The sequence below is a fragment of the Novosphingobium sp. TK46 genome (assembly GCF_055361525.1).
Genome location: NZ_CM143963.1, coordinates 2962315 through 2984919 on the forward strand (window position 1 = coordinate 2962315; position 22605 = coordinate 2984919).

The window sequence follows — 22605 nt, forward strand, 5'->3', positions numbered from 1 at the left end:
AGCCCGATTCGTGATCGAGGCCGGACCCGTACGCGGGCCGGGCGAACTCGCCGCCATCATCGTCGCGATCGCGGCAAGCATCGCCCTGGTGTGGTTCGCCACCCATGACGGCGTGGTGGTCGCGGTGTTCGTCGCCGGCCTGCTCGCGTTCGGAGCAGCCGCTCTCGCGGTAAGCAGGAAACGCGCGGCCGCGCCGGAGCAGGAGTTCGCGACCCCGGACTGGTCGGTGACCGTGGCCGCGATCGAACGTCCCGACGCGGCCGTGGCGGTGACCGACCGGGCCGGGCGCCTGGTCTGCGCCAATTCGTTGTACGAGGCGTGGTTCGGCGCCGGCAGCGCCCCGCCGCACCTGCCGATCGACGATCCCTCGCGCGAACGCCTTGCAGAGGCGGTGCGCCTCGCCTGGCGCGACGGCGGGGCGCAACTGGCGCTCGATGCCGTGGATGCGGCCGGCGCTCAGCACTGGCAGGCGCATGTCCAGCGAGCAGGCCGGGGCGAGGACTTCCTGGTCTGGCAGTTCGCGTCGCACATTCAGGGTGATCCTGTGTCGGAGCTGGTGGCGCATCTTGACGACAAGCTGGGTCGAGCCTTGTCATACGCCGGGATCGCCGCGGCGCTGGTCGATCCTGATGGTCAGATCCGTGCCGCCAGCGCCGGTTTTGCCGAGCGCGCGACCGGCGATGCGCTGACCTCGGTCGTCGGCCAGCCGTTCGTCGATCTCCTGCGCCAGGAAGAGGGCGATCGCATCGTCTGGGCCCGCGATGGTCAGCGCGCGACGCCGCTCATGTTGTACCATGTGCCGGTCGCCAACCTCGATCAGTCCGGTGATCCCGATCCGCTGACGACGCCATCGCTGATCCTGGTCGTCGATGCCGGCCTGGGGATCGGCGCCGGAGAGGGCACCGGTGCCGCCGTGCCGCATCTCGAGGCTCTGCTGGGCCAGCTGCCGCTTGGTCTGGCGATGGCGGATCGCGATGGTCGCCTGCTATTCGCCAATGCCGCGTTCATGCGCGCCGCCTTCTGCGAAGGCCAGCCCCCGCCGACCTACCCCACCGACCTGGTCGTCAAGGAAGACAAGCGCGCGCTGGCCGAGGCGATCCGCCGTTTCGCGCAAGGGCCCGCCGCCGCCGGGGACATCGCCGTGCGGCTTACCGGTCAGGCCGACGAGCCGGTCTCGCTCAGCCTCGCCGGTGTGCGCGGCCTGGGTGAGGCGGCAGTGCTGCTGGGGCTGACCGATTCGTCCGAAGAGACGCGGCTCAAGCGGCAGGTCGCGCAAGCCACCAAAATGCAGGCGGTCGGCCAGCTCGCAGGCGGCGTCGCGCACGATTTCAACAACGTGCTTACCGCGATCCTCGGAACCTGTGACCTGATGCTGATGCGGCACACGCCCGGCGATTCGGACTATGACGATATTCAGCAGATCCGCGCCAACTCGAACCGCGCGGCCTCGCTGACTCGCCAGTTGCTCGCATTTTCCCGTCAGCAGACGTTGCGGCCCGAAGTCCTGCAACTGCCCGATGTCGTCGCCGACGTCTCGCAGATGCTGCGTCGGCTGATCGGCGAGAAGATCCAGCTGGTCGTCACCCACGACCGTGATCTCGGGCCCGTACGCGCCGATCCCACCCAGCTCGAGCAAGTGATCGTCAACCTGGCGGTCAACGCGCGCGACGCCATGCAGTCGCGCGGCGACGGCTCGGGTCGGCTCAATCTTTCGACCCGCCGCGTCACCACCGCCGACGTCCGCGCCATGCGCAGCGAGATCATCCCGGTCGGTGAATATACAGCGCTGCGGGTGGAGGACACCGGCGGCGGCATCGCGCCCGAGCATCTGGGCAAGATCTTCGAGCCGTTCTTCACCACCAAGGAGCAGGGCAAGGGTACCGGCCTCGGCCTTTCGACGGTCTACGGCATCGTCAAGCAATCGGGCGGCTTCATCTTTGCCGACAGCAGAGTGGGGATCGGCACCGTCTTCACGGTCTATCTACCGGTCGATCATGCCGGACCCGGAGCCGCGCGCCCGCTGGCCAAGCCTGCCGAAGCGCCCCGCCAATGGGCCGGGGGCGGTCGCATCCTGCTGGTCGAGGACGAGGATCCCGTCCGCGTCGTCGCCGAGCGGGCGCTCACTCGGCAGGGCTACCAGGTCACCTCCGCGCGGGATGGCGAAGAGGGGCTCGATCTGGTGCAGCAGGGCCAGCGTTTCGATCTCTTGGTCAGCGACGTGGTGATGCCGACGATGGATGGCCCGGCGATGGCGCGCCACATCCGTGAGATCGTGCCGGACCTGCCGGTCCTGTTCATGTCCGGCTATGCCGAGGAACAGCTGCGCAAGGAGATCGGCATCGCCAACGCCTGGTTCATGCCCAAGCCTTTCTCGGTGCAGCAACTGTCGGAAAAAGTCGGCGACGTTCTGGCGCGTTCGGCGCAGCCGGCCCCATGAGCAAGGCCGCGCGCGTTAGCAGGTCGCTGTTCGTCCTTGCTGTCATGGTGTTCGGTCTGCTTGCCGGGCTGGGCGGCTACTACGCCGGCGGACGTGCCGACGCGCGCGACGACACACGCCCGCTTGCGCGCCTGGCCGACCGGCTGATCGCGCGCGGCGAAGGCGCTGCGGGCCTTGGCGCCGGTCGCGAGGGACAGATGCTCGCGGCACTCGTCCCTGCAAGCGAGGATTTGGCGAGCGATCCTGCAGGAGGCGTGCCCATTCTGGCCCATGCGTTGGCGAAGCGAATGGCGTTCGAGCATTATACGCCAGGCATCGGCAGGATTCGCCTGGCCGGCTATGCCAGCGGGCTGGAAGCGGAGCTCTCCGGGCCGCGATTGGCGGCTTTGTGGCTGGAAACTGTGGAAATGGGACGCGGCCCGCATGGATGGATGCGCGGCGTCTATCAGGCGAGTCATGACTTGTACGGGCGTCCCCCCGCCGCGTTGAACGATGCCGAGTTTGCCCGATTGATCGCCGCTGCCGCCGCGTCCGCCGACACAGGGGTTGGCGCGAAACCGACCTTTGCGAGGCAATCGGCCGCGCCACGTGTCCGATCGACGATGACGGCCTTGGCGCCGGCATCGAGCTAGACGGTCAGCCCGCTTAAATTTGCCAACAGCACATGTTCCTCTCTTGTTCTATCGGAACAAAGAGAATACATCCGCTGGCGTGGACGTTGACCTTTCCGGTCAGCCCGGTAGCGAGGAGATAACGAAATGGCTGCTCAGCTCAAGCTGATCCAAGAAGGCAAGGACAAGGACGCAATGGACCGGCAAAAGGCCCTGGAAGCCGCACTCGCGCAGATCGACCGCGCATTCGGCAAGGGCAGCGCGATGAAGCTCGGCTCGAAGGAGACGATGCAGGTGGAGTCCGTTTCCACCGGCTCGCTCGGGCTCGACATCGCGCTGGGCGTCGGCGGTTTGCCGCGCGGGCGCGTCATCGAAATCTATGGTCCGGAGAGCTCGGGCAAGACGACTCTGGCGCTGCACTGCATTGCCGAAGCGCAGAAGATCGGTGGCACCGCCGCTTTCATCGACGCCGAACACGCGCTCGACCCGGTCTATGCCAAGAAGCTGGGCGTCAATATCGACGAACTGATCGTCTCGCAGCCTGACACTGGCGAACAGGCGCTCGAGATCGTCGATACGCTGGTGCGTTCCAACGCGATCGACGTGTTGGTGGTCGATTCGGTTGCGGCGCTGGTTCCGCGGGCCGAGATCGAGGGCGAGATGGGCGACAGCCACGTCGGCCTTCAGGCTCGTTTGATGAGCCAGTCGCTGCGCAAGCTCACCGGCTCGATCAGTCGTTCGCGTTGCATGGTGATCTTCATCAACCAGCTGCGCATGAAGATCGGCGTCATGTACGGCAATCCCGAGACCACGACCGGCGGCAACGCGCTCAAGTTCTATGCCTCGGTTCGTCTCGACATTCGTCGCACCGGCCAGATCAAGGACCGCGACGAGATCGTCGGCAACGCGACCCGGGTAAAGGTGGTGAAGAACAAGGTCGCGCCGCCGTTCAAGCAGGTCGAGTTCGACATCATGTACGGCGAAGGCATCTCCAAGATCGGCGAGATCCTCGATCTTGGCGTCAAGGCCGGCCTGGTGGAAAAATCGGGTGCCTGGTTCAGCTACGACTCGATCCGCATCGGTCAGGGTCGCGAGAATTCCAAGACCTACATGAGGAACAACCCGGAGGTCTGCGATCGTCTCGAGAAGGCGATTCGTGATCGCACCGCCGGTCTTGCCGAAGAAATGATGGCTGGGCCTTCCGAGGAAGACGACGTTTGATCCTAGGTCCGGCACTCGTCAGCGCGCGAGTGCCGGATCCAAGGTGCGTCAGCCAATCTCGTATCGATCGACGCTGATCTCGTTTCCGGGCGTGGGATGCGTGGTCTTCAGGGCTTCGACGATCTGATCCGGATCAGGCAAGCACGACGCTTTCTGTCGGACCGAACCTGACGACAGCGGACTTGGCAACCGCATTCAGATCGTTTCACCGGCGACAGGACCGTTCCTGACATACTTGGCTGCGGAACATGAAGGCCGCGCAGTGGTTGCCGCAGCCATGGCCAACAAACCGCCGCTACCCGTCGTCATCAATCGCAATGGCGGGCTGGCGTCCCGTCTCGGCGATAAGCTGGCGATGCAGGTGCAAGATGCCTTCGACGCGGTTGGCGCGGAGATCGCATTGCGGATGGTCGATGGCGACGATGTGACCGAGGCGGTCCAGCAGGCGCAAGGCGATACCGTAGTCGTGGGCGGTGGCGACGGTACGATTTCTGCCGCAGCCGGTGTTCTGGCTAATCAGAACAGGCGTCTCGCCGTTCTGCCGCTGGGCACGCTCAATCATTTCGCGCAGGCGATCGGTCTCGACGGTACGCTCGCGCACGCCGCCGATGTCGCATGCCGGGGTGAGGCGCGCCGGACCGATTTCGGGTTGGCGGGCGACCGCGTGTTCATCAACAATGCCTCTTTCGGGATCTACCCGCGGATGGTTCGCGACCGCGATCGCCTGCCTTTACCCAAGTGGCTCGCGACCATACCGGCGGCTGTACGCGTTCTCTGGCGTCCGGGATCGCGCAAGCTTCGCATCAGCATCGACGGTCGCGTGCAGTTGGTCCGAACGCCGCTGCTGTTTGTCGGCAACAATCGCTATTCGCTCGGGGCCGGCGCCGTCGGTCAGCGTGAAAGCCTGGAAGATGGCGTGCTGTCGCTTTACGCCGTCACGGCGCGCAGCGGCCCCGGTCTTGTCGCTGAAGCGCTGCGTATATTGCGCGGCAAAGCCGACCGCGAACAGGATTTCGCGACGCTTTCGGATGCGCGCGAAGTGCTGATCTCACGGTCGGGCCGTCATCCGGTCGCGCTGGATGGCGAGGTCGTGCGCCTTATGTTTCCGCTTAAGCTCAGCATCCGGCCCAAGGCGTTGTGGGTCATGCGCCCGCGCGCTGCCGAGGCCGCCATGATGCCAGATTCGCCGGATCCGCGATGAGCATGATCGTGCCTTCGCGCTTGCCGCGCCTGCAGGGCTGATTTATCGGCTTGAGCCATGCGCTCGACCAATGAAATCCGCCGTTCCTTCCTCGAATACTTCGGCTCGCAAGGGCATGAGGTTTCCGCGTCGGCGCCGCTCGTCCCGTACAACGATCCCACGCTGATGTTCGTCAACGCGGGCATGGTACCGTTCAAGAACGTCTTCACGGGACTGGAGAGCCGCGACACCCCGCGCGCAACCTCGTCGCAGAAGTGCGTTCGCGCGGGCGGCAAGCACAACGATCTCGACAATGTGGGCTACACCGCGCGGCATCACACTTTCTTCGAAATGCTCGGAAATTTCTCGTTCGGTGACTACTTCAAGGAGCAGGCGATCACCCACGCCTGGACCCTGCTGACGAAGGTTTGGGGACTGCCCGAAGAGAAGCTGCTGGTCACAGTCTATCACACCGACGACGAGGCGTTCGCGCTGTGGCAGAAGATCGCCGGCCTCCCTGAAGACCGCATCATCCGCATCGCCACCAAGGACAACTTCTGGGCGATGGGCGACGATGGCCCATGTGGCCCATGCTCGGAGATTTTCTTCGATCACGGTCCACACATCGCGGGCGGCCCGCCGGGATCGCCGGATGAAGACGGCGACCGCTTCATCGAGATCTGGAACCTGGTGTTCATGCAGTTCGAGCAGGCGGCCGGCGAAATCGTCGGCAACCTGCCGCGCCCGTCCATCGACACCGGCATGGGGCTGGAGCGCATCGCCGCGGTGATGCAGGGCGTGCACGACAATTACGATACCGACACGTTCAAGGCGCTGATCGCCGCGTCCGAAAGCCTGACCAGCGTGCCCGCCGAAGGCGCGCAGCGCGCGAGCCATCGCGTCATCGCCGATCACTTGCGTTCGACCGGGTTTCTGCTGGCGGATGGGGTTCTGCCCTCGAACGAAGGCCGTGGCTATGTGCTGCGCCGGATCATGCGCCGCGCCATGCGGCACGCGCATCTGTTGGGTGCATCGGAGCCGCTGATGCATCGGCTGGTCCCCGCGCTCGTGGCCGAGATGGGGCAGGCCTACCCCGAACTCGGCCGCGCCCAGCCGTTGATCGAAGAGACGCTCCAGCGCGAAGAGATTCAGTTCCGCCGTACGCTATCCAATGGTCTTCGCCTGCTCGACGAAGCGACCGTCGGCATGAGCGAGGGCGGCGAGCTGCCGGGTGAGACCGCGTTCCGTCTCTACGATACCTTCGGCTTTCCCTACGACCTGACCGAAGACGCACTGCGTTCGCGTGGGATCGGTGTCGATCGGGCTGGTTTCGATGCGGCGATGGCGCAGCAAAAGGCAGCCGCGCGCGCCGCTTGGAAGGGCTCGGGTCAGGCCGCTGACGGTGAGGTCTGGTTCGATATCGCCGAGCGCGAGGGCGCGACCGAGTTCACCGGCTACACCTCCGACAGTGGCGAGGGTCGTGTCGTGGCGCTTGTGCGCGACGGCAAGGAAGTGCCGTTCGTCGAAGCCGGCGATACCGTGACTGTGCTGACCAACCAGACGGCGTTCTATGGCGAAAGCGGCGGGCAGGTGGGTGACGCCGGCATCATCACCGGCGCGCCGGGCAGCGGCACGGGCGACCTGCGCATCGTGGTCGATGACACCGCCAAGCCGCTGGGTCGTCTGCATGCCATGCAGGGCCGGGTCGAGGCCGGTACCCTCACCGTAGGCGACACCGTTCAACTGGTCGTCGATATCGAGCGGCGCGATGCGATCCGAGCGAACCATTCGGCGACACACCTGCTGCACGCCGCGCTGCGCAACCGGTTGGGCGGGCATGTGACGCAGAAGGGCTCGCTGGTGGCGCAAGAACGCCTGCGCTTCGACTTCTCGCACCCCAAGCCCCTGACCGACGATGACATAACCGCGATCGAGGCCGAGGTGAACGCCGAGATCCGCCATAACGAGCGGGTGTCGACCCGGCTGATGAGCCCCGACGAAGCGATCGAGGCCGGCGCCATGGCGCTGTTCGGCGAGAAGTACGGTGACGAGGTCCGGGTGCTGGCGATGGGTCGCGTAGCCGGCAGCCGAAACTATTCCGTGGAACTGTGCGGCGGCACCCACGTCGAAGCGACGGGCGACATCGGCGTGTTCCGCATCGTGTCGGAAAGTGCCGTCTCTTCGGGTGTGCGGCGTATCGAGGCACTGACCGGCGAGGGCGCGCGTCGCTGGCTGGTCGCCCGCGAGGATGCGCTAAAGAGCACCGCCAGCCTGCTGCGCACCACCCCGGACGAGGTCGAGACGCGGGTCGCGGCCTTGCTCGACGAGCGTCGCAAGCTCGAGCGTGAACTTGCCGATGCCAAGCGCGCGCTTGCGCTGGCGGGCACTGGCGGCGCCACGGCGGCTGGCCCGGCGGACGAGGAGGTCGGCGGAATCAAGTTCTCCGGCCAGGTGCTCGAAGGTCTGGATCCCAAGGAACTTCGCGGCTTGCTCGATCAGGCCAAGCAGCGGCTCGGCTCGGGCGTGGCGGCGATCGTTGCGGTGAACGAAGGCAAGGCGAGCATCGCCGCTGCGGTGACGGAAGATCTTGTCGGCCGCGTCAGCGCCGTCGATCTGGTGCGTGCCGGCGTCGAGGCGCTAGGCGGCAAAGGCGGCGGTGGTCGCCCGGACATGGCGCAAGGCGGCGGGCCCGACGGCGGCAAGGGTGCCGAGGCGATCGCCGCCGTTCGTGCGGTGCTTGGGGGGTGATGAACCGCTAGCCTGGCCGCGAGCGGTCAGGTGGTTCGCTCGCGAAGGGTCGACGATTTTAGCCGAGGCTTTTCGGTCAAACCGCCTTCGTCCATCAGTTGCATGCGCAAAGCATCGCGCTTTTCGTGAATCGACGCGATTACCGGGCCCATCGGCACGCCAAGATCGACCAGCACCGCCTCCGATAGCTGGAGCGAACTTTCCAGTGTCTCGGGGACGGCCTGACTGGCGCCAGCGCGATAGAGTTCGGCCGCATGCGTGGTGTCGCGGGCTCGGGCGATGATCGGCAAGTCGGGATAGGCGGCGCGCAGGCGGCGCACCAGCCGCTGGGCAAAGACCGGTTCATCCATCGTCAGGATCACCGCGGAGGCGCGCTCGATGCCGACGCGATCGAGCGCGTTGCCCCGGGCCGCGTCGCCGAACGTCACCGCGTAACCCTGGTGCTTGCCCGCCACCACGAGGTCGGCATCGCTGTCTATCGCGAGATAGGGCTTCGCATGGGCGGCGAGCATGTCGGCGACAAGCTGACCGACCCGGCCGAAACCGACGATGATCGCGCGCGGCGCGGCCTCGTCGGGTAGGGCGGCCTGAGGCTCGTAGGCATCGACACGGCGCGCCATGAAACGGCCACCCAGCGCGAGCAGCGGCGTCACCGTCATGCCCAGCGCCGTGACGATCTGCCAGAACTGCGCCGTTTGCGGGTCGATCAACTGCGCGGTCGTCGCGGCGGTGAGCACGATCAGCGTGGTTTCCGATGGACTGGACATCAGGATGCCGGTCTCGGTCGCCATGCCACGGCGCGCGCCGGTCGCCCGCAGCAGGGCGCTGGTGACGACCGCCTTCAGCGCGATCACCCCGACCGTCGCGATCAGGATGGCCATGATGTTACGCGCGACGACTTCGAAATCGATGCTCATCCCCACGGTGATGAGGAATACCCCGAGCGCCAGGCCCTTGAAGGGTTCGGTGATATGCTCGACTTCGGCGTGGTACTCGGTCTCGGCAATGAGCAGCCCGGCGATCAACGCACCGACGATGGGCGAAAGGCCGGCGGCAGCGGTTGCCAGCGAGGCGAGGATGACCACCAGCAGCGAGGCGGCGAGGAACAGTTCGGGGCTCTTGGTTCGGGCCGCCTGTGCGAACAGGGGAGGCAGCAGGTACCGTCCGAATACCAGCAGCGCGAGGATGACGGTGATGCCCAGGCCCAGCGTAGTGATGATGGCGCCGACACCGTTCTGGGCGTTGGGGCCCATCGCGCCGAGCAGAAAGATGATCGGCACCAGTGCGATGTCCTCGAACAGCAGCATGGCCAGCGCGGCTCGCCCTACCGGCGTGGTGGTGCTGGTGACCTTGAGGACAAGTGCGGTCGAGGACAGCGCCAGGGCGAGGCCCAGCGCCAGTGCGGCACCCAGCGTATGTCCGGTGGCGTAAAGGACGCCGGTGATCGCCGCGCCGATCCCCAGCATCTCCAGCAGTCCTAGTCCGAAGACCTGCTGACGCATCTGCCACAGACGTCCGAACGACAGTTCGAGCCCGATCGAGAACAGCAGCAGGATGATCCCGAATTCGGCAAAGACATCGAGACCCGCGGGGTCGCTGATGGTGAAGTGGTACAACCAGGGAAAGTTCGGGACCAGTCGACCAAGCCCGAAGGGGCCGACCAGCAGCCCTACAAGGATAAAGCCGATCACCGGTGTGATACGAAAGCGCGCGAAGATCGGGATCACCGCGCCCGCCGCGCCAAGAATTACCAGCGCATCCGAGATGACGGGAGTGTAAAGTTCGCTGCTTGCCATGGCCGACCCTTACGCGATCAAGGCCGCGCTTGTCACGGATCGGGCAGAGCTATCGCCGCAGCTTATCGCGCAGAGGCGAGCGGCCGTTGTGGTGCCGGGGCGGAAACGATCGCGGCGCGAGGAAGTGAGTCTGTCGACCGCACTTCACTCGCGCCGCGAATATCGTCAAGTGGATGACCCGACCCGCGACACGCCGGAGAAGGCCGCCGCGATCGGGTCATGCCAGGGGCTTCAGGCCCAGGTGGCCATTTCGGCTTCGAGGTTCTGCACGATGGCCTCGAAGAACTGCTCCGTGGTCATCCATGCCTGATCGGGGCCGATCAGCAGCGCGAGATCCTTGGTCATCTTGCCGCTTTCGACGGTCTCGATGCAGATGCGCTCGATCGTCTCGGCGAACTTCACGACCTGCGGGGTCTCGTCGAACTTGCCGCGATACATGAGACCGCGGGTCCAGGCGAAGATCGAGGCGATCGGGTTGGTCGAAGTCGCCTTGCCCTGCTGGTGCTGGCGGTAGTGACGAGTCACGGTGCCGTGCGCCGCTTCCGCCTCGACCGTCTTGCCATCGGGCGAGAGCAGCACCGAGGTCATCAGGCCCAGCGAGCCGAATCCTTGCGCGACGGTGTCCGACTGCACGTCACCGTCGTAGTTCTTGCAGGCCCAGACGAACTTGCCCGACCACTTGAGCGCGGACGCGACCATGTCGTCGATCAGGCGGTGCTCGTAGACGATGCCCGCGGCCTTGAACTGCTCGGCGAAGCCCTCGGTGTCGAACACTTCCTGGAACAGATCCTTGAAGCGGCCGTCATAGGCCTTTAGGATCGTATTCTTGGTCGACAGGTACACCGGCCACTTGAGGTTGAGGCCGTAGTTGAACGAGGCGCGCGCGAAATCGCGGATCGAGTCGTCGAGGTTGTACATCGCCATCGCCACGCCGGCGCTGGGGAACTTGAACACTTCGAGGTCGATGTTCTGGCCGTCGTCACCCTCGAACACCAGACGCAGCTTGCCCGGACCGGGGATCAGCGTGTCGGTGGCGCGGTACTGATCGCCAAAGGCATGACGACCGACCACGATCGGATCGGTCCAGCCCGGAACCAGGCGGGGCACGTTGGAGATCACGATCGGCTCACGGAACACGACGCCGCCCAGAATGTTGCGGATCGTGCCGTTGGGCGACTTCCACATCTTCTTGAGGCTGAATTCCTCGACGCGCTGCTCGTCGGGGGTGATCGTCGCGCACTTCACCGCAACGCCGAATTCCTTGGTCGCGTTGGCGCTGTCGATGGTGACCTGATCGTCGGTCGCATCGCGATGCTCGATCGAGAGATCGTAATACTTGAGGTCGATGTCGAGGTAAGGAAGAATCAGCCGTTCGCGGATCCATTCCCAGATGATCCGCGTCATCTCGTCGCCATCCATCTCGACGACTGGATTCTTGACCTTGATCTTCTGCATCTAGAACGCTCCCTGGGGTGAGGAATTTGCCGGCTTCTTAGGCAGCGGTGCGACGCTTAGCAAGGCACGTGTCCCACTAGCCGAGGGGGCGATGTGACCGGGGGTGGGCGGCTGGGCCATTATCCGCACCGTCGGCCAGGAAGCGCGAGGGCGCGGTGACGAACCGGCTCTGGCCATGAAAAAGCCCGCAGGATCCGAAGATCTGCGGGCCTTTCGAATGGTGGGCGTAGCAAGGATTGAACTTGCGACCCCTACGATGTCAACATAGTGCTCTACCACTGAGCTATACGCCCGAACACCATTCGCCTTTTTTCCGGGTAGCGGGCCGTGGCCCGCTTCCGGAGGAGCGCCCTTTAGCTGCGCCTTGAGCCGGATGCAAGCCTTCTTGGAAGGTCAAAGATGAGCATGTTCCGCCAGCCCGAAAACGCGCTGCACCTCAAGCACCAGATCACGCAAGTGGAACGGCTTGGACAGAACACGCGCCTGCGGCGCTTCTCGGCTGGCACGCAAGGTGACTGCTGCGAAGCCGGTGATGAACATCACCTTGGTAGTGGGCGAAACCTCGTTGCAGCGCTGCGCGAGTTCGATCCCATCCATTTCCGGCATGACGATATCGGATAGCAGGAGATCGAACGTCTCGTTCTTCAGCAACTCCAGCGCGTCGGTGCCACGATCGACCGTGCTGACGTCATACCCTGCGTTTTGAAGCGCGCGAGACAAGTACATGCGCATGGCTTCGTCGTCTTCGGCAAGCAGAATGCGGATCATCGCGGTATCCAGAAAATGCATTGCGGCTCCCAACGGCCGCGTGCGAGGATATGGGTGCATGGTGGTTAAGATTTCGGTAAGGCCAAGTACCTGTCACGTGCTCTCGCGGCAAGCTGGTCCGGCTGTCTTTGACACACGACGGCGAACAGGACAGCAATGACGGCGATGGGCGAGAGAGCCAAAAACGATTCGCACACCGGCTCGGGTGGGTCGATTCCCGGCACGCCGAACATCGCGGCATTTCGCACGTGGGGCGATCAGCCATCGGCGCTTCCGGTTCTGATCGCGGTGCCCCATGCCGGACGTGCCTATTCGCCGGCTCTGTTGCGCGAGATGCGCCATCCCGATGCCGCCGCGCTCAAGCTCGAGGATCGCTATGTCGACCGGCTGGCCCGGGCGGTCGGTGCCGAGACGGGCGCGGCTTTGCTGATCGCGCAGGCGCCGCGTGCGATGATCGATCTCAATCGCGCACCTGAAGATGTCGACTGGGAGATGTTCGAGCGCGCCGCCCGCCCTGATGCCGCGTTGCGCCAGGCGAGCGCACAGGGCGGCGATCATCCCAGTCGGCGCGCGCGCAGCGGGCTGGGTCTGATCCCGCGCCGGCTGCCGGGCATCGGCGAGTTATGGCGGCGGCGTCACGACGAACAGGACCTCACTTCCAGGATCGCCCAGATCCACGAGCCTTACCATCGGCAACTCGCCGCCATGCTCGAGGCGTTGCGAGAGCGCTGGGGCGTGGCCTTGCTGATCGATCTGCATTCGATGCCACCGCTGGTGGCACGCACCGGCCAGGTCGCCGCACAGTTCGTGATCGGCGATCGGTTTGGTACGACCTGCCACGGCAGTCTTGTCGGATCGGCCTTCGCGCAACTGGCGCAGGCAGGGCGACCGGCTGCCCACAACCGCCCCTACGCCGGCGGCTATGTGCTTGAGCGGCACGCCCGTCCGTCGGCGGGTGTTCATGCCCTGCAGATCGAAGTCGATCGCAGCTGCTACCTCGACATGCGAATGGCCGAGCCGGGCTCCGGGTTCGAACCTGTCGTCGCGATCTTGTCGGCCATGGTCAGGCGCCTCGCGGCGAACGTCGCCGAGCTATCCGGCAACAGTCCTGATCATAGCTGGACCCTGGCAGCGGAATAAGCCCACCAACGACAAGAAAAAACCACCCCGCGCAAATGCGCGAGGTGGCCAAGGTTCAGGGAGGAGGCGCGCCTAAGCGCACCAAACTTCACCAAGCCATGAGGGCAGCGTTGGCGAAGTTCTTGTAATATAGACGGGTGTATGGGGCCTTGCAACCCCGACCGCATTTTAGGTGCATTTGGACCGTCGACTTGGTGGGTTCCCGGATCAGGCGGGAAGGGCGTTCGCACCGTTCGGCAACTGTGGGCCCTTGCCCTGCGCAACCTGCCGGCTGAAGATGTCGCGTACGAGATCGAGCGAGAACAGGTGCGCATAGATCAGGGCGAGCAGCCCGCTCTGATTCCAGGTGCGCAGGATATCGCCGCGAATCTCGCGCAGCTTGTTCTCGTCGACCATGCGGAAACCGCGATAGTTGTAGGGTTGGCCACCCCCGACGTCGATGTTCAGCTCACCGTCCATCAGCAGGTTGTGCTTTTCGAGTTCGGCCATGAAGCTGGCGGTCTTCTGTCCGGCGATCTCGAACTGTTCGCAGAACTGCAGCGTGTTGCGGCAGCTCTCGCTCGGCTCGTTGCCGTTGAACAAGGGCTCGCCGTCGTCGAATTCACCCACGAGGTCGCTGGTGGGGTCGACGCACAGCGACAGCTCCTGCGAGTCAGGCTGGATCCGTGCGAGCAGGAAAGGATAGCGGCGGACATAGGCCGGCATGTAGATCGGGGTGTTCACCGTGCCATCGTCGTCGACGAAGACGTTGACGTCGTCGTTCATGCCCATCAGCGCGATCGGAAACGGCTGGTCCCCGGACGAGAACACGATCGGGAAGTTGCGCTGCGCCAGCGGGAACTCCTCGACCGTAAGCGGCACGGTGTTCACGCCCTTGAGCCAGATCGCCTTGTCGGTGGCGCGGCTCTTCCAATCCGCGTGCTCTTGCGAGCTGAGCAGGACCAGGTCGTTGTAGAACAGGGGCAGGGAAACGCTCGGCGGCGCGCTGGCCATTGGTAATCTCCGCAAGTCGCGATTGAAGTGCGGGTGCCTTAGGCAATGGCCGGGATGCGCGCAAGCGGTGCCGCCGCGGCGTAGATGGTGGCGCTGGCATTCGGCGCGGCGATTGCGTGATTACAGCAGCTTGCCCGGGTTTAGCAGCCCCAAAGGATCCAGCGCCTGCTTCACCCGCCGCATCATGTCGAGCGCGACGGGATCGCCCAGTCGTGCAAGCTCGTCACGCTTGAGTTGCCCGATGCCGTGCTCGGCCGAGATCGAGCCGCCCCATTGCGTGACCAGATCATGGACTTGGGCGCTGATCGCCTTGCCATCGTGCGCATGCCACGCCGGGCCGTCGCTTCCTTGCGGAGCGATGACGTGGAAGTGGACATTGCCATCGCCGAGATGGCCGAACGCGATCGCCTCGGTTCCCGGCCAGCTCGCTTCGAGCCGCGGCACGGCCGCGTCGATGAAATCGGGCATCGCCTCCACCGGCACCGAGATGTCGTGCTGGACCGCGGGCCCTCGCTCACGTTCGGCGGCGGAGATCGAATCCCGGATCAGCCAGAATGCCTCTGCCTGCGTCTCGTTGGCCGCGATCACCGCATCGTCGAGCAGTCCGTCCTCGAAGGCTTTCTCCAGCATCGTCTCGCACCGGCCACGCAAGCGATCCGCGCCGGAGCGATCGGCCACCACCTCGATCAGGATCTGCCAGGGATGATCCCCGACAAGGGGCGCGCGGGCGGTGGGCACATGATCGAGCACCGCCTGCAAGGAAGCATGCGGCAGGATCTCGAACCCCTCCAGCGCATCGCCACAAGCGCCTTCGCAATGCAGCAGCAGCGTGCGCGCGGCCTGAACGCTGGGCACCCCGGCCCAGATCACCACACGCTCGGCGATGGCGGGCACCAGCTTGAGCGTGGCGGCGGTGACGATGCCCAGCGTCCCCTCGGACCCCACAAGCAGCTGCTTGAGATCGAAGCCACGATTGTCCTTCTTCAGCGGCGTCAGCATCGAGAACACCTGGCCATCGGCCAGCACCGCCTCGAGCCCCAGCACCAGCGCGCGCATCGATCCATGACGCAGCACCTGGGTACCGCCCGCATTGGTCGAGACCAGCCCGCCGATGGTCGCCGAACCCTTGCCGCCCAGTGTCAGCGGAAAGCGCAGGCCTTGCGCAGCCGCGGCATCGTGCAAGGTCTGCAGGATCACCCCGGCACCGCAGGTCACCTGGCGCGCTTGCGGGTCGATCGGCCCGATGGTGTTCATCCGGCGGAGCGATAGCAGCACCGCCGCTCCGCTCTGGTCCGGCGTCGCGCCGCCGGCCATGCCGCTGTTTCCCCCCTGCGGCACGATGGGCACCCGGTGTCGGGCGCACAAAGCGACAAGCGCGGCAAGCTCGTCCGTGTCGACGGGAGAAGCCATCGCCAGCGCGCGACCATGGAAACGCCCGCGCCAATCGGTCAGCCAAGGTTCGATCAGGTCGGTGTCACACGTCAGACCGCGTGGACCCAGCAGATCCTGCGCGGCGGCCAGAAAGCTTTCTCGTTCACTCATGATCGGGATCTATGCCACATCGGACACGGGCATGGACAGAGGGGGCGAGCGTGCGGCCCATCGGGGTCACGGCGAGCTGGCGTCGGGATCGGTGTACAATCGGGTTAAGCGATGGTTCAATCGCTTGCAGCGAAACGAAGATTGCTGCTTGGGTTTGTGGCGCGACGCGTGACGCAACTTGGGGACTGAAGCCACACGATGAACCTTGCCGCCGCCTTGCTCGCGCCACTGGCGCTGCTGGTCGCGGCGATCGGTGGTGATGAGGTGCGTGACGGATCGCCGCCGGTTTCGGATATCGCGGCGGCAGGTCCGACGGAAGGATCGTTGCCGCAGATTGCGCCGGAATGGCCGATTGGAGTGGTTCGCTCGTTCGAACCAGACAGCGCCTGGCAGGTCCATATAGAGCGGCGCATGACGATCCGGGTCGCGCCGCGATCGCCTGTGCCCGTGCCGCACGACATGTTCATGGGGCTGCCGCAGGGCGCGGCCGGCCCCCGCTATTCCGAACGCAAAGTGGGCAATTGCCTGCCGGTTGCCGCGATCGCCGGTGTCGAGCCCAATGGGCCGAACAACCTTATCCTGTTCCTGCGCGATAGGCGGATGATCAATGCGCAGTTGGAGCGCAGCTGCCTGGCGCGATCGTTCTACTCGGGCTTCTACCTGTCGCACGGCACCGACGGAAATCTTTGCGTCAATCGTGATACCCTGCTTTCGCGCAGCGGAACCGCCTGCAAGCTGACGCGCATCCGGCTGCTGGTCGAAGACGACGACTAGCGCCTTATTACCAACGCCCGCGCAACTGTCGTGAATGGTCGGGAAAACTTGACTTTCCGGCGGTTTCAGGGGTAGAGCGCCTCAAGCGTGCGACTGTGTCGCGCAGGGCCGGGTCCATGCCGGATCTGCAATCTTGCGCGAGACATCTTATTTCCGGACACCTCTAAGCCTATGAACTTCGCCGATCTCGGCCTGTCAGACGAATTGCTGAAAGCGGTCGTGGACTCCGGCTATACCGTGCCGACTCCGATCCAGGAACAGGCGATCCCGCAGGTCCACATGATGCGCGACATCATCGCGATCGCGCAAACCGGTACCGGCAAGACCGCCAGCTTCGTGCTGCCGATGATCGACATCCTGGCGAACGGTCGCCGTCGCGCGCTGATGCCGCGCTCGCTGATCCTCGAGCCGACGCGAGAGCTTGCCGCCCAGGTGGCCGAGAACTTCGAGAAGTATGGCAAGAACCACGATCTCAAGATGGCGCTGCTGATCGGCGGCGTGCAGATGGGCGATCAGGTCAAGGCACTGGCCGACGGCGTCGACGTGCTGATCGCCACGCCGGGTCGCCTGATGGACTTGTTCGAACGCGGCAAGATCATGCTGAACGGCTGCTCGATGCTGGTGATCGACGAAGCCGATCGCATGCTCGACATGGGCTTCATCCCGGACATCGAGAACATCTGCACCAAGCTGCCGGCCACCCGCCAGACGCTGTTGTTCTCCGCGACGATGCCGGCGCCGATCAAGAAGCTGGCCGATCGTTTTCTGACCAATCCCAAATACATCGAGGTCGCCCGGCCGGCGTCGGCCAACGTCAACATCGCCCAGTTCAAGGTCGCGGTAACCGCTCGCAAGAAGCGTGATGTGCTGCGCCAGATCCTGCAGAGCGAGGATGTGCAGACCGGCATCATCTTCTGCAACCGCAAGACCACGGTACGCGAGATCAACAAGAGCCTGAACAGCTATGGCTTTTCGAGCGGCGAGATCCATGGCGACATGGACCAGTCCTCGCGTATCGCCGAATTGCAGCGCTTCAAGGACGGCAAGATCAATATCCTGGTCGCGTCCGACGTCGCCGCGCGCGGGCTGGACGTCAAGGGTGTCAGCCACGTCTTCAACTTCGACACGCCCTGGCATCCCGATGACTATGTCCACCGCATCGGGCGCACCGGTCGCGCGGGCGCGCTCGGTCGCGCCTTCACCTTCGTCGCACCCGAAGATGCCGAGGCGATCCAGAACGTCGAGAAGCTGACCGGCGGTCCGATCCCGGTCTACGACGCTGGCGGTTCCGCCGCCGACGCGTCCGCTGAAAGCACGCCAGCGCAGGCCGACACGCAGACGCAGGAGCGCGAGCCCCGCAAGAAGCGTGAGCGCACGTCGCGATCGGCTCGCGAGCCGCGCGAGGACCGCAAGCGTCCTGCCCGCGAGGATGTGGCGATCGAGCAAGACACCCAGCCCGTGGTCGAAGCGGTCGCGCCTCCGCGCGCATCCGCATCCGCATCCATTGCTCCCGAGCGTACCCCTCGTCGTGCCGCACCGGACGCCGAGCCGCGTCAGGAACGCCGTCCACGTCATGGCGATCAGGATGGACCGGACGATGGCTGGAACGGTCCGGTTCCGGAATTCCTCAAGGCTTCCGCTCTCAACTAGGACGGTGCGGATCCTGTCAGGATCCGGCTGACTGTCGACCCGATCGGCTCGTCGTCGATTTAGGGCCTTCTGCCTTTTTGAGCATCGCTCAACGCCCCCGATGTAGCACCCAATCGTCGTCTGTCTGTTGAGCTTTCGTAGGCTTTTCAGACAGGTGGACGGATTATGGCAGACCAAGGCACATCACGCCGCGACGTGCTCGGCGGCGGCGCAGTGGCAATGGGAATGGCCTTGGGTGCGACGCCGGCGCTAGCGCAGCAGCAGGGCGGCGCAAGTGCGACAGCCGCACGCCCGTTGCTCGATCCTCGCACGAAGTACCCGACCGGACCGTTCCCCGAGCAGCCGCAGCCTTGGCCCGCACTCGCCAGCAAGATGGACCCGCGCCCCGATCACGGCGAGACCAGCTATCGTGGCTCGGGGCGCTTGCTTGGACGCAAGGCGCTGCTGACCGGAGGCGACAGCGGCATCGGTCGCGCCGCCGCGATCGCCTTTGCGCGCGAAGGTGCCGACGTCGCGATCAACTATTACCCGACCGAGGAGCCGGACGCGCGCGAGGTCGTCGAACTGATCCGCGCCGCCGGGCGCAAGGCGATCGCCCTGCCGGCAGACATCCGCAGCGAGGCGGCATGCAAGAAGCTGGTCTCGCAAGCCGTCGAAGGGTTGGGTGGCCTGGACCTGTTGGTCAACAACGCGGCATATCAGCAGAGCAAGGCCGACATAAGCGAGATCAGCGACGAGCAGATGGTTCGCACGTTCGAAACCAACTACTTCGCTATGTTCCGCATCAGCAAGGCGGCGATCCCGCACATGAAGCCGGGATCCGTGATCCTCAACACCGGGTCGGTAAACTCCTACGATCCGGGAGAAGAGCTGCTCGACTATGCCAGTACAAAGGGTGCGATCCTGATATTTACCAAGGGCTTGGCAAAGCAACTTGCGAAAAAAGGTATCCGCGTCAACATGGTTGCGCCGGGGCCGATCTGGACCCCGCTGCAAGTCGCCGGGGGACAGCTGCCCGGCACGCTGGGAGAGTTCGGCAAGAATACGCCGCTCGGCCGGCCCGGGCAGCCAGCCGAACTGGCGGCCCTCTACGTGATGATGGCGTCCGATGAATCGAGCTTTACCACTGGCGGCGCGGTTGGCGCCAACGGTGGCAAGGGCAACCCCTGACCGCTCAGTCGGCCGGCTTTACGAAGCTGTCGATCACGCGCTTTCGACCGGCCTGCTCGAAGTCGATCTCGAGCTTGTTGCCTTCCTGCCCGGCGATCGTGCCATAGCCGAACTTGTCATGGAACACGCGCGCACCGACCTTGACGTCGGTGCGCGGCTTGGCCGCAAAGCTCGCAGCCGATCGCGTGCTTTCCGCCACCCGCTTGGGCACGGTCTCGAACTGGGCGGCCACCGCGCGTTGCCAGCCCGGTCCGCGCGTGACGATCCGTGAAGGTTGCGATGCGGCGACGCTGGCGAAGGGATCGGAATGCTCTGACCACTGGGCGCGCCACAGCGATGCTCCGCCGCTCATCGTGGTTTCCTGAACGACGTGTTCGTCCGGCAGTTCGGCGATGAAGCGCGACGGGATCGAGCTGTTCCACTGGCCATAGATGCGGCGATTGGCCGCGTGCAGGATGGTGCATTTACGTTTGGCGCGGGTGATCGCGACATAGGCGAGGCGGCGTTCCTCCTCCAGACTGGCGAGACCGCCCTCGTCGAGCGAGCGCTGCGACGGGAACACGCCTTCCTCCCAGCCGGGGAGGAACACGTTGTCGAACTCCAGACCCTTGGCCCCGTGCATCGTCATGATCGTGACCTTCTCGGTCTCGTCGGCGGCCTCGTTGTCCATCACCAGACTGACGTGTTCGAGAAAATCGCCCAGCGTCTCGTATTCTTCCATGGCGCGCGCAAGCTCGGCGAGGTTCTCCAGCCGTCCGGCTGACTCAGCCGTTTTCTCGGCCTGCAAGGCATCGGTATAGCCGCACTCGTCGATCACCGTACGCAGCAGTTCCGCAGGGGAGGTCGTTCCCGCAAGATCGCGCCACCGTGCGAAGTCGCGCATCAGCGCCAAGAATGTATTTCGCGCCCGCGCCGGCAGCTCGTCGGTATCGGCGATCTCGATCGCGGCCGACGCCAGCGGCAGTCCGCGCCGCCGGGCATGGACGTGCAGCTTCTCGAGCGCCTTTGCGCCCAGACCGCGCTTGGGTGCGTTGTAGATCCGCTCGAACGCGAGATCGTCGGCGGGCTGCGCGATCACACGCAGGTAAGCCAGCGCATCCCGGATCTCGGCGCGCTCGTAGAAGCGGAAGCCCCCGACGATGCGATAGTTCAGACCGATCTGGATAAACCGATCCTCGAACTCGCGGGTCTGGTATTGCGCCCGCACCAGGATCGCGACCTGAGCCAAAGATGCGCCTTCGCGTTCGATCCGCTCGATCTCTTCGCCGACCCTGCGCGCTTCTTCGGGGCCGTCCCAGATCCCGATCACGCGAACCGGATCGCCCGGGTGCCGCTCGGTCCACAACGTCTTGCCCAGCCGCTGGCTGTTTTCGTTGATCAGCCCCGATGCGGCGGCGAGGATCTGGGGCGTGGAGCGATAGTTCTGTTCAAGCTTGATGACCTTGGCGCCGGCAAAGTCCTTTTCGAACCGCAGGATGTTTTCCACCTCTGCACCACGCCACGAGTAGATCGACTGGTCGTCATCACCCACGACGCAGATGTTCTGCCGGCCTTGCGCGATCAGGCGTAACCACAGGTACTGCACCTGATTGGTATCCTGATATTCGTCCACCATGACATACTTGAAACGCTGGCGGTATTGATCCAGCACTTCGCGATTGTCGCGCAGGATATTGACCATGTGCAGCAGCAGATCGCCGAAATCGCAGGCGTTGAGCGCCTTCAGCCGCGCCTGGTAAAGCCGATAGAAATGTTGCCCCTTGCCATTGGCATAGGCTTCGTTCTCCACCGCGTCGAGTTGATCGGGATTGAGGCCGCGGTTCTTCCAGCGATCGAGGCAACCTGCCAGCGATCGCGCAGGCCAGCGCTTTTCATCCAGGCCTTCCGCCTGGATCAACTGCTTGAGCAGGCGCAGCTGATCGTCGGTGTCGATGATCGTGTAATTGGACTGCAGGCCGACCAGTTCGGCATGACGGCGCAGCATCTTGGCCGCGATGGAGTGGAAGGTGCCGAGCCAGGGCATGCCCTCCACTGCGGGGCCGATCAGATGTCCGACCCGCTCGCGCATTTCACGCGCCGCCTTGTTGGTGAAAGTGACGCACAGGATCTCTGATGGCCATGCGAGCCGTGCGCGGACGAGGTGCGCAAGGCGCGCGGTGAGGGCGGCCGTCTTGCCCGTACCGGCGCCTGCAAGCATCAGCACCGGCCCTTCCGTGGTCAGCACCGCCTCGCGCTGGGGCGTGTTCAAGCCATCGATCAGCGGGTCGGCCGGGCGGTCGCGGCCGGTGGCGGGCAGGGGGGATGAAGGAAGGTTCACACGTGAACAGCTAGGGAACGGATTACCGCCGCGCAAGGTCGCTTGACCGCACAGTGGGAACATTCGCCGCGCTGGTTCGTCGCTTGATCCTGAACACAGATCAAGGAGTTCCACATTGCGCAAGACTCTACTCGCCGGCGCTGCCGCCTTCGTTCTGACCGCCGCACCGTCCGTTCTGTTCGCACAGGATCCCTCTCCCACACCGCCACAGGGTTCCGCCGCACCCGCCCCTGAGGCTGACGGCACCACGACCGTGACGACGACCGAGACCACCACGTCGTCCACGCCTCAGGCCGCCAAGGGAACCGAAGCCGGTCGCACGGTCGCGATGACGACCAAGCAGAAGACCGTCTATGCAACCTGGCCCGCCCAGCGCCGGACCGATTACGATGCGCTTACCGGCGAATACCAGACGTACTATTGGACCCTCACGCCGGTGCAGCAGGAAGGCTACTGGGCTCTGACTCCGGATCAACGCGGCCAGATCTACAAGATGTCGCCAGAGCAGCGCGCGACCGCGTGGAAGTCGATCGAGCAGCAGCTGGCCGGACAGACGCCGACCACGCCCGAGGGGCAGGCCAATCCTCCCGGACAGGGCGTGCCGACTGCCGGCGTCCCGAACCCGCAGACTGCCAACCAAGCGGCGCAACCCGCTATGCCTGCCGACGAGAGCTACCAGGGCGGTCCGTACAAGGGCGCGAAGACCCCGGCGCCCGCCGACGCGATGGGCAAGGACTACCCGGTCTGCAGCAAGACCGTGACCGACGGCTGCCGCAATCGCGGTGGCAAGTAAGCTGATCTAA

The 22605-nt window shown here is 64.9% G+C and carries 16 protein-coding genes and 1 tRNA gene; 10 read left to right on the forward strand and 7 right to left on the reverse strand.

What is annotated here, in order from left to right; translation table 11 throughout:
- The first annotated feature begins 10 nt into the window (after positions 1-10).
- The 5 genes from ACXJ1Z_RS14230 to alaS all read left to right on the forward strand — a co-directional run bounded on the left by ACXJ1Z_RS14230 (position 11) and on the right by alaS (position 8197).
- Positions 11-2437: a hybrid sensor histidine kinase/response regulator gene (locus ACXJ1Z_RS14230; RefSeq protein ID WP_463777513.1), complete on the forward strand. Its 2427-nt coding sequence runs from the start codon at positions 11-13 to the stop codon at positions 2435-2437.
- Positions 2434-3069 (forward strand): hypothetical protein, encoded by a 636-nt coding sequence (locus ACXJ1Z_RS14235; RefSeq protein ID WP_463777514.1) that lies wholly within the window; start codon positions 2434-2436, stop codon positions 3067-3069. Before ACXJ1Z_RS14230 ends, ACXJ1Z_RS14235 begins: the two co-directional genes overlap by 4 nt.
- Positions 3070-3195: 126 nt before the next feature.
- The gene (gene recA / locus ACXJ1Z_RS14240; RefSeq protein WP_463777516.1) at positions 3196-4269 is read left to right on the forward strand and encodes a recombinase RecA; all 1074 of its coding nucleotides are present in this window, start codon (positions 3196-3198) and stop codon (positions 4267-4269) included.
- Positions 4270-4546: 277 nt separating this feature from the next.
- Complete coding sequence (locus ACXJ1Z_RS14245; protein ID WP_463777517.1) at positions 4547-5470, forward strand: diacylglycerol/lipid kinase family protein; 924 nt, start codon at positions 4547-4549, stop codon at positions 5468-5470.
- A gap of 57 nt (positions 5471-5527) precedes the next feature.
- Positions 5528-8197, forward strand: a complete 2670-nt coding sequence (alaS, locus tag ACXJ1Z_RS14250; RefSeq protein ID WP_463777519.1) for an alanine--tRNA ligase — start codon at positions 5528-5530, stop codon at positions 8195-8197.
- A 26-nt stretch (positions 8198-8223) separates the two neighbouring features.
- Here the strand turns inward: alaS and ACXJ1Z_RS14255 are convergent, their stop codons facing one another.
- From ACXJ1Z_RS14255 to cpdR, 4 genes are all read right to left on the reverse strand, one after another.
- Complete coding sequence (locus ACXJ1Z_RS14255) at positions 8224-9993, reverse strand: cation:proton antiporter domain-containing protein (RefSeq protein ID WP_463777521.1); 1770 nt, start codon at positions 9991-9993, stop codon at positions 8224-8226.
- Between the two features lie 231 nt (positions 9994-10224).
- Entirely contained in the window at positions 10225-11448 is a 1224-nt protein-coding gene (locus ACXJ1Z_RS14260; protein WP_463777522.1) for an NADP-dependent isocitrate dehydrogenase, read from the reverse strand.
- 218 nt (positions 11449-11666) lie between these two features.
- Positions 11667-11741: transfer RNA gene (locus ACXJ1Z_RS14265), tRNA-Val, on the reverse strand.
- A gap of 100 nt (positions 11742-11841) precedes the next feature.
- Positions 11842-12216, reverse strand: coding sequence for a cell cycle two-component system response regulator CpdR (cpdR, locus tag ACXJ1Z_RS14270; RefSeq protein ID WP_463781259.1), 375 nt, complete (start codon positions 12214-12216; stop codon positions 11842-11844).
- Positions 12217-12381: 165 nt separating this feature from the next.
- Here cpdR and ACXJ1Z_RS14275 point away from each other — a divergent pair, with 165 nt between their 5' ends.
- Positions 12382-13356 (forward strand): N-formylglutamate amidohydrolase, encoded by a 975-nt coding sequence (locus tag ACXJ1Z_RS14275; protein ID WP_463777523.1) that lies wholly within the window; start codon positions 12382-12384, stop codon positions 13354-13356.
- A gap of 207 nt (positions 13357-13563) precedes the next feature.
- On the opposite strand, the gene ACXJ1Z_RS14280 is transcribed toward ACXJ1Z_RS14275, so the two are convergent.
- Positions 13564-14349, reverse strand: a complete 786-nt coding sequence (locus ACXJ1Z_RS14280) for a SapC family protein (protein WP_463777525.1) — start codon at positions 14347-14349, stop codon at positions 13564-13566.
- Between the two features lie 120 nt (positions 14350-14469).
- Complete coding sequence (locus ACXJ1Z_RS14285) at positions 14470-15891, reverse strand: FAD-binding oxidoreductase (protein ID WP_463777526.1); 1422 nt, start codon at positions 15889-15891, stop codon at positions 14470-14472.
- 198 nt (positions 15892-16089) lie between these two features.
- On the opposite strand from ACXJ1Z_RS14285, the gene ACXJ1Z_RS14290 reads away from it, so the two are divergent.
- The 3 genes from ACXJ1Z_RS14290 to ACXJ1Z_RS14300 all read left to right on the forward strand — a co-directional run bounded on the left by ACXJ1Z_RS14290 (position 16090) and on the right by ACXJ1Z_RS14300 (position 19485).
- Positions 16090-16665: a hypothetical protein gene (locus tag ACXJ1Z_RS14290; RefSeq protein ID WP_463777527.1), complete on the forward strand. Its 576-nt coding sequence runs from the start codon at positions 16090-16092 to the stop codon at positions 16663-16665.
- 171 nt (positions 16666-16836) lie between these two features.
- Positions 16837-18315, forward strand: coding sequence for a DEAD/DEAH box helicase (locus tag ACXJ1Z_RS14295; protein WP_463777529.1), 1479 nt, complete (start codon positions 16837-16839; stop codon positions 18313-18315).
- Positions 18316-18480: 165 nt separating this feature from the next.
- Positions 18481-19485, forward strand: a complete 1005-nt coding sequence (locus ACXJ1Z_RS14300) for an SDR family oxidoreductase (RefSeq protein WP_463777530.1) — start codon at positions 18481-18483, stop codon at positions 19483-19485.
- A gap of 4 nt (positions 19486-19489) precedes the next feature.
- Here the strand turns inward: ACXJ1Z_RS14300 and ACXJ1Z_RS14305 are convergent, their stop codons facing one another.
- Entirely contained in the window at positions 19490-21781 is a 2292-nt protein-coding gene (locus tag ACXJ1Z_RS14305; protein ID WP_463781260.1) for an ATP-dependent helicase, read from the reverse strand.
- Between the two features lie 136 nt (positions 21782-21917).
- Here ACXJ1Z_RS14305 and ACXJ1Z_RS14310 point away from each other — a divergent pair, with 136 nt between their 5' ends.
- Complete coding sequence (locus tag ACXJ1Z_RS14310; protein WP_463777531.1) at positions 21918-22595, forward strand: hypothetical protein; 678 nt, start codon at positions 21918-21920, stop codon at positions 22593-22595.
- The last annotated feature ends 10 nt before the right edge of the window (positions 22596-22605 follow it).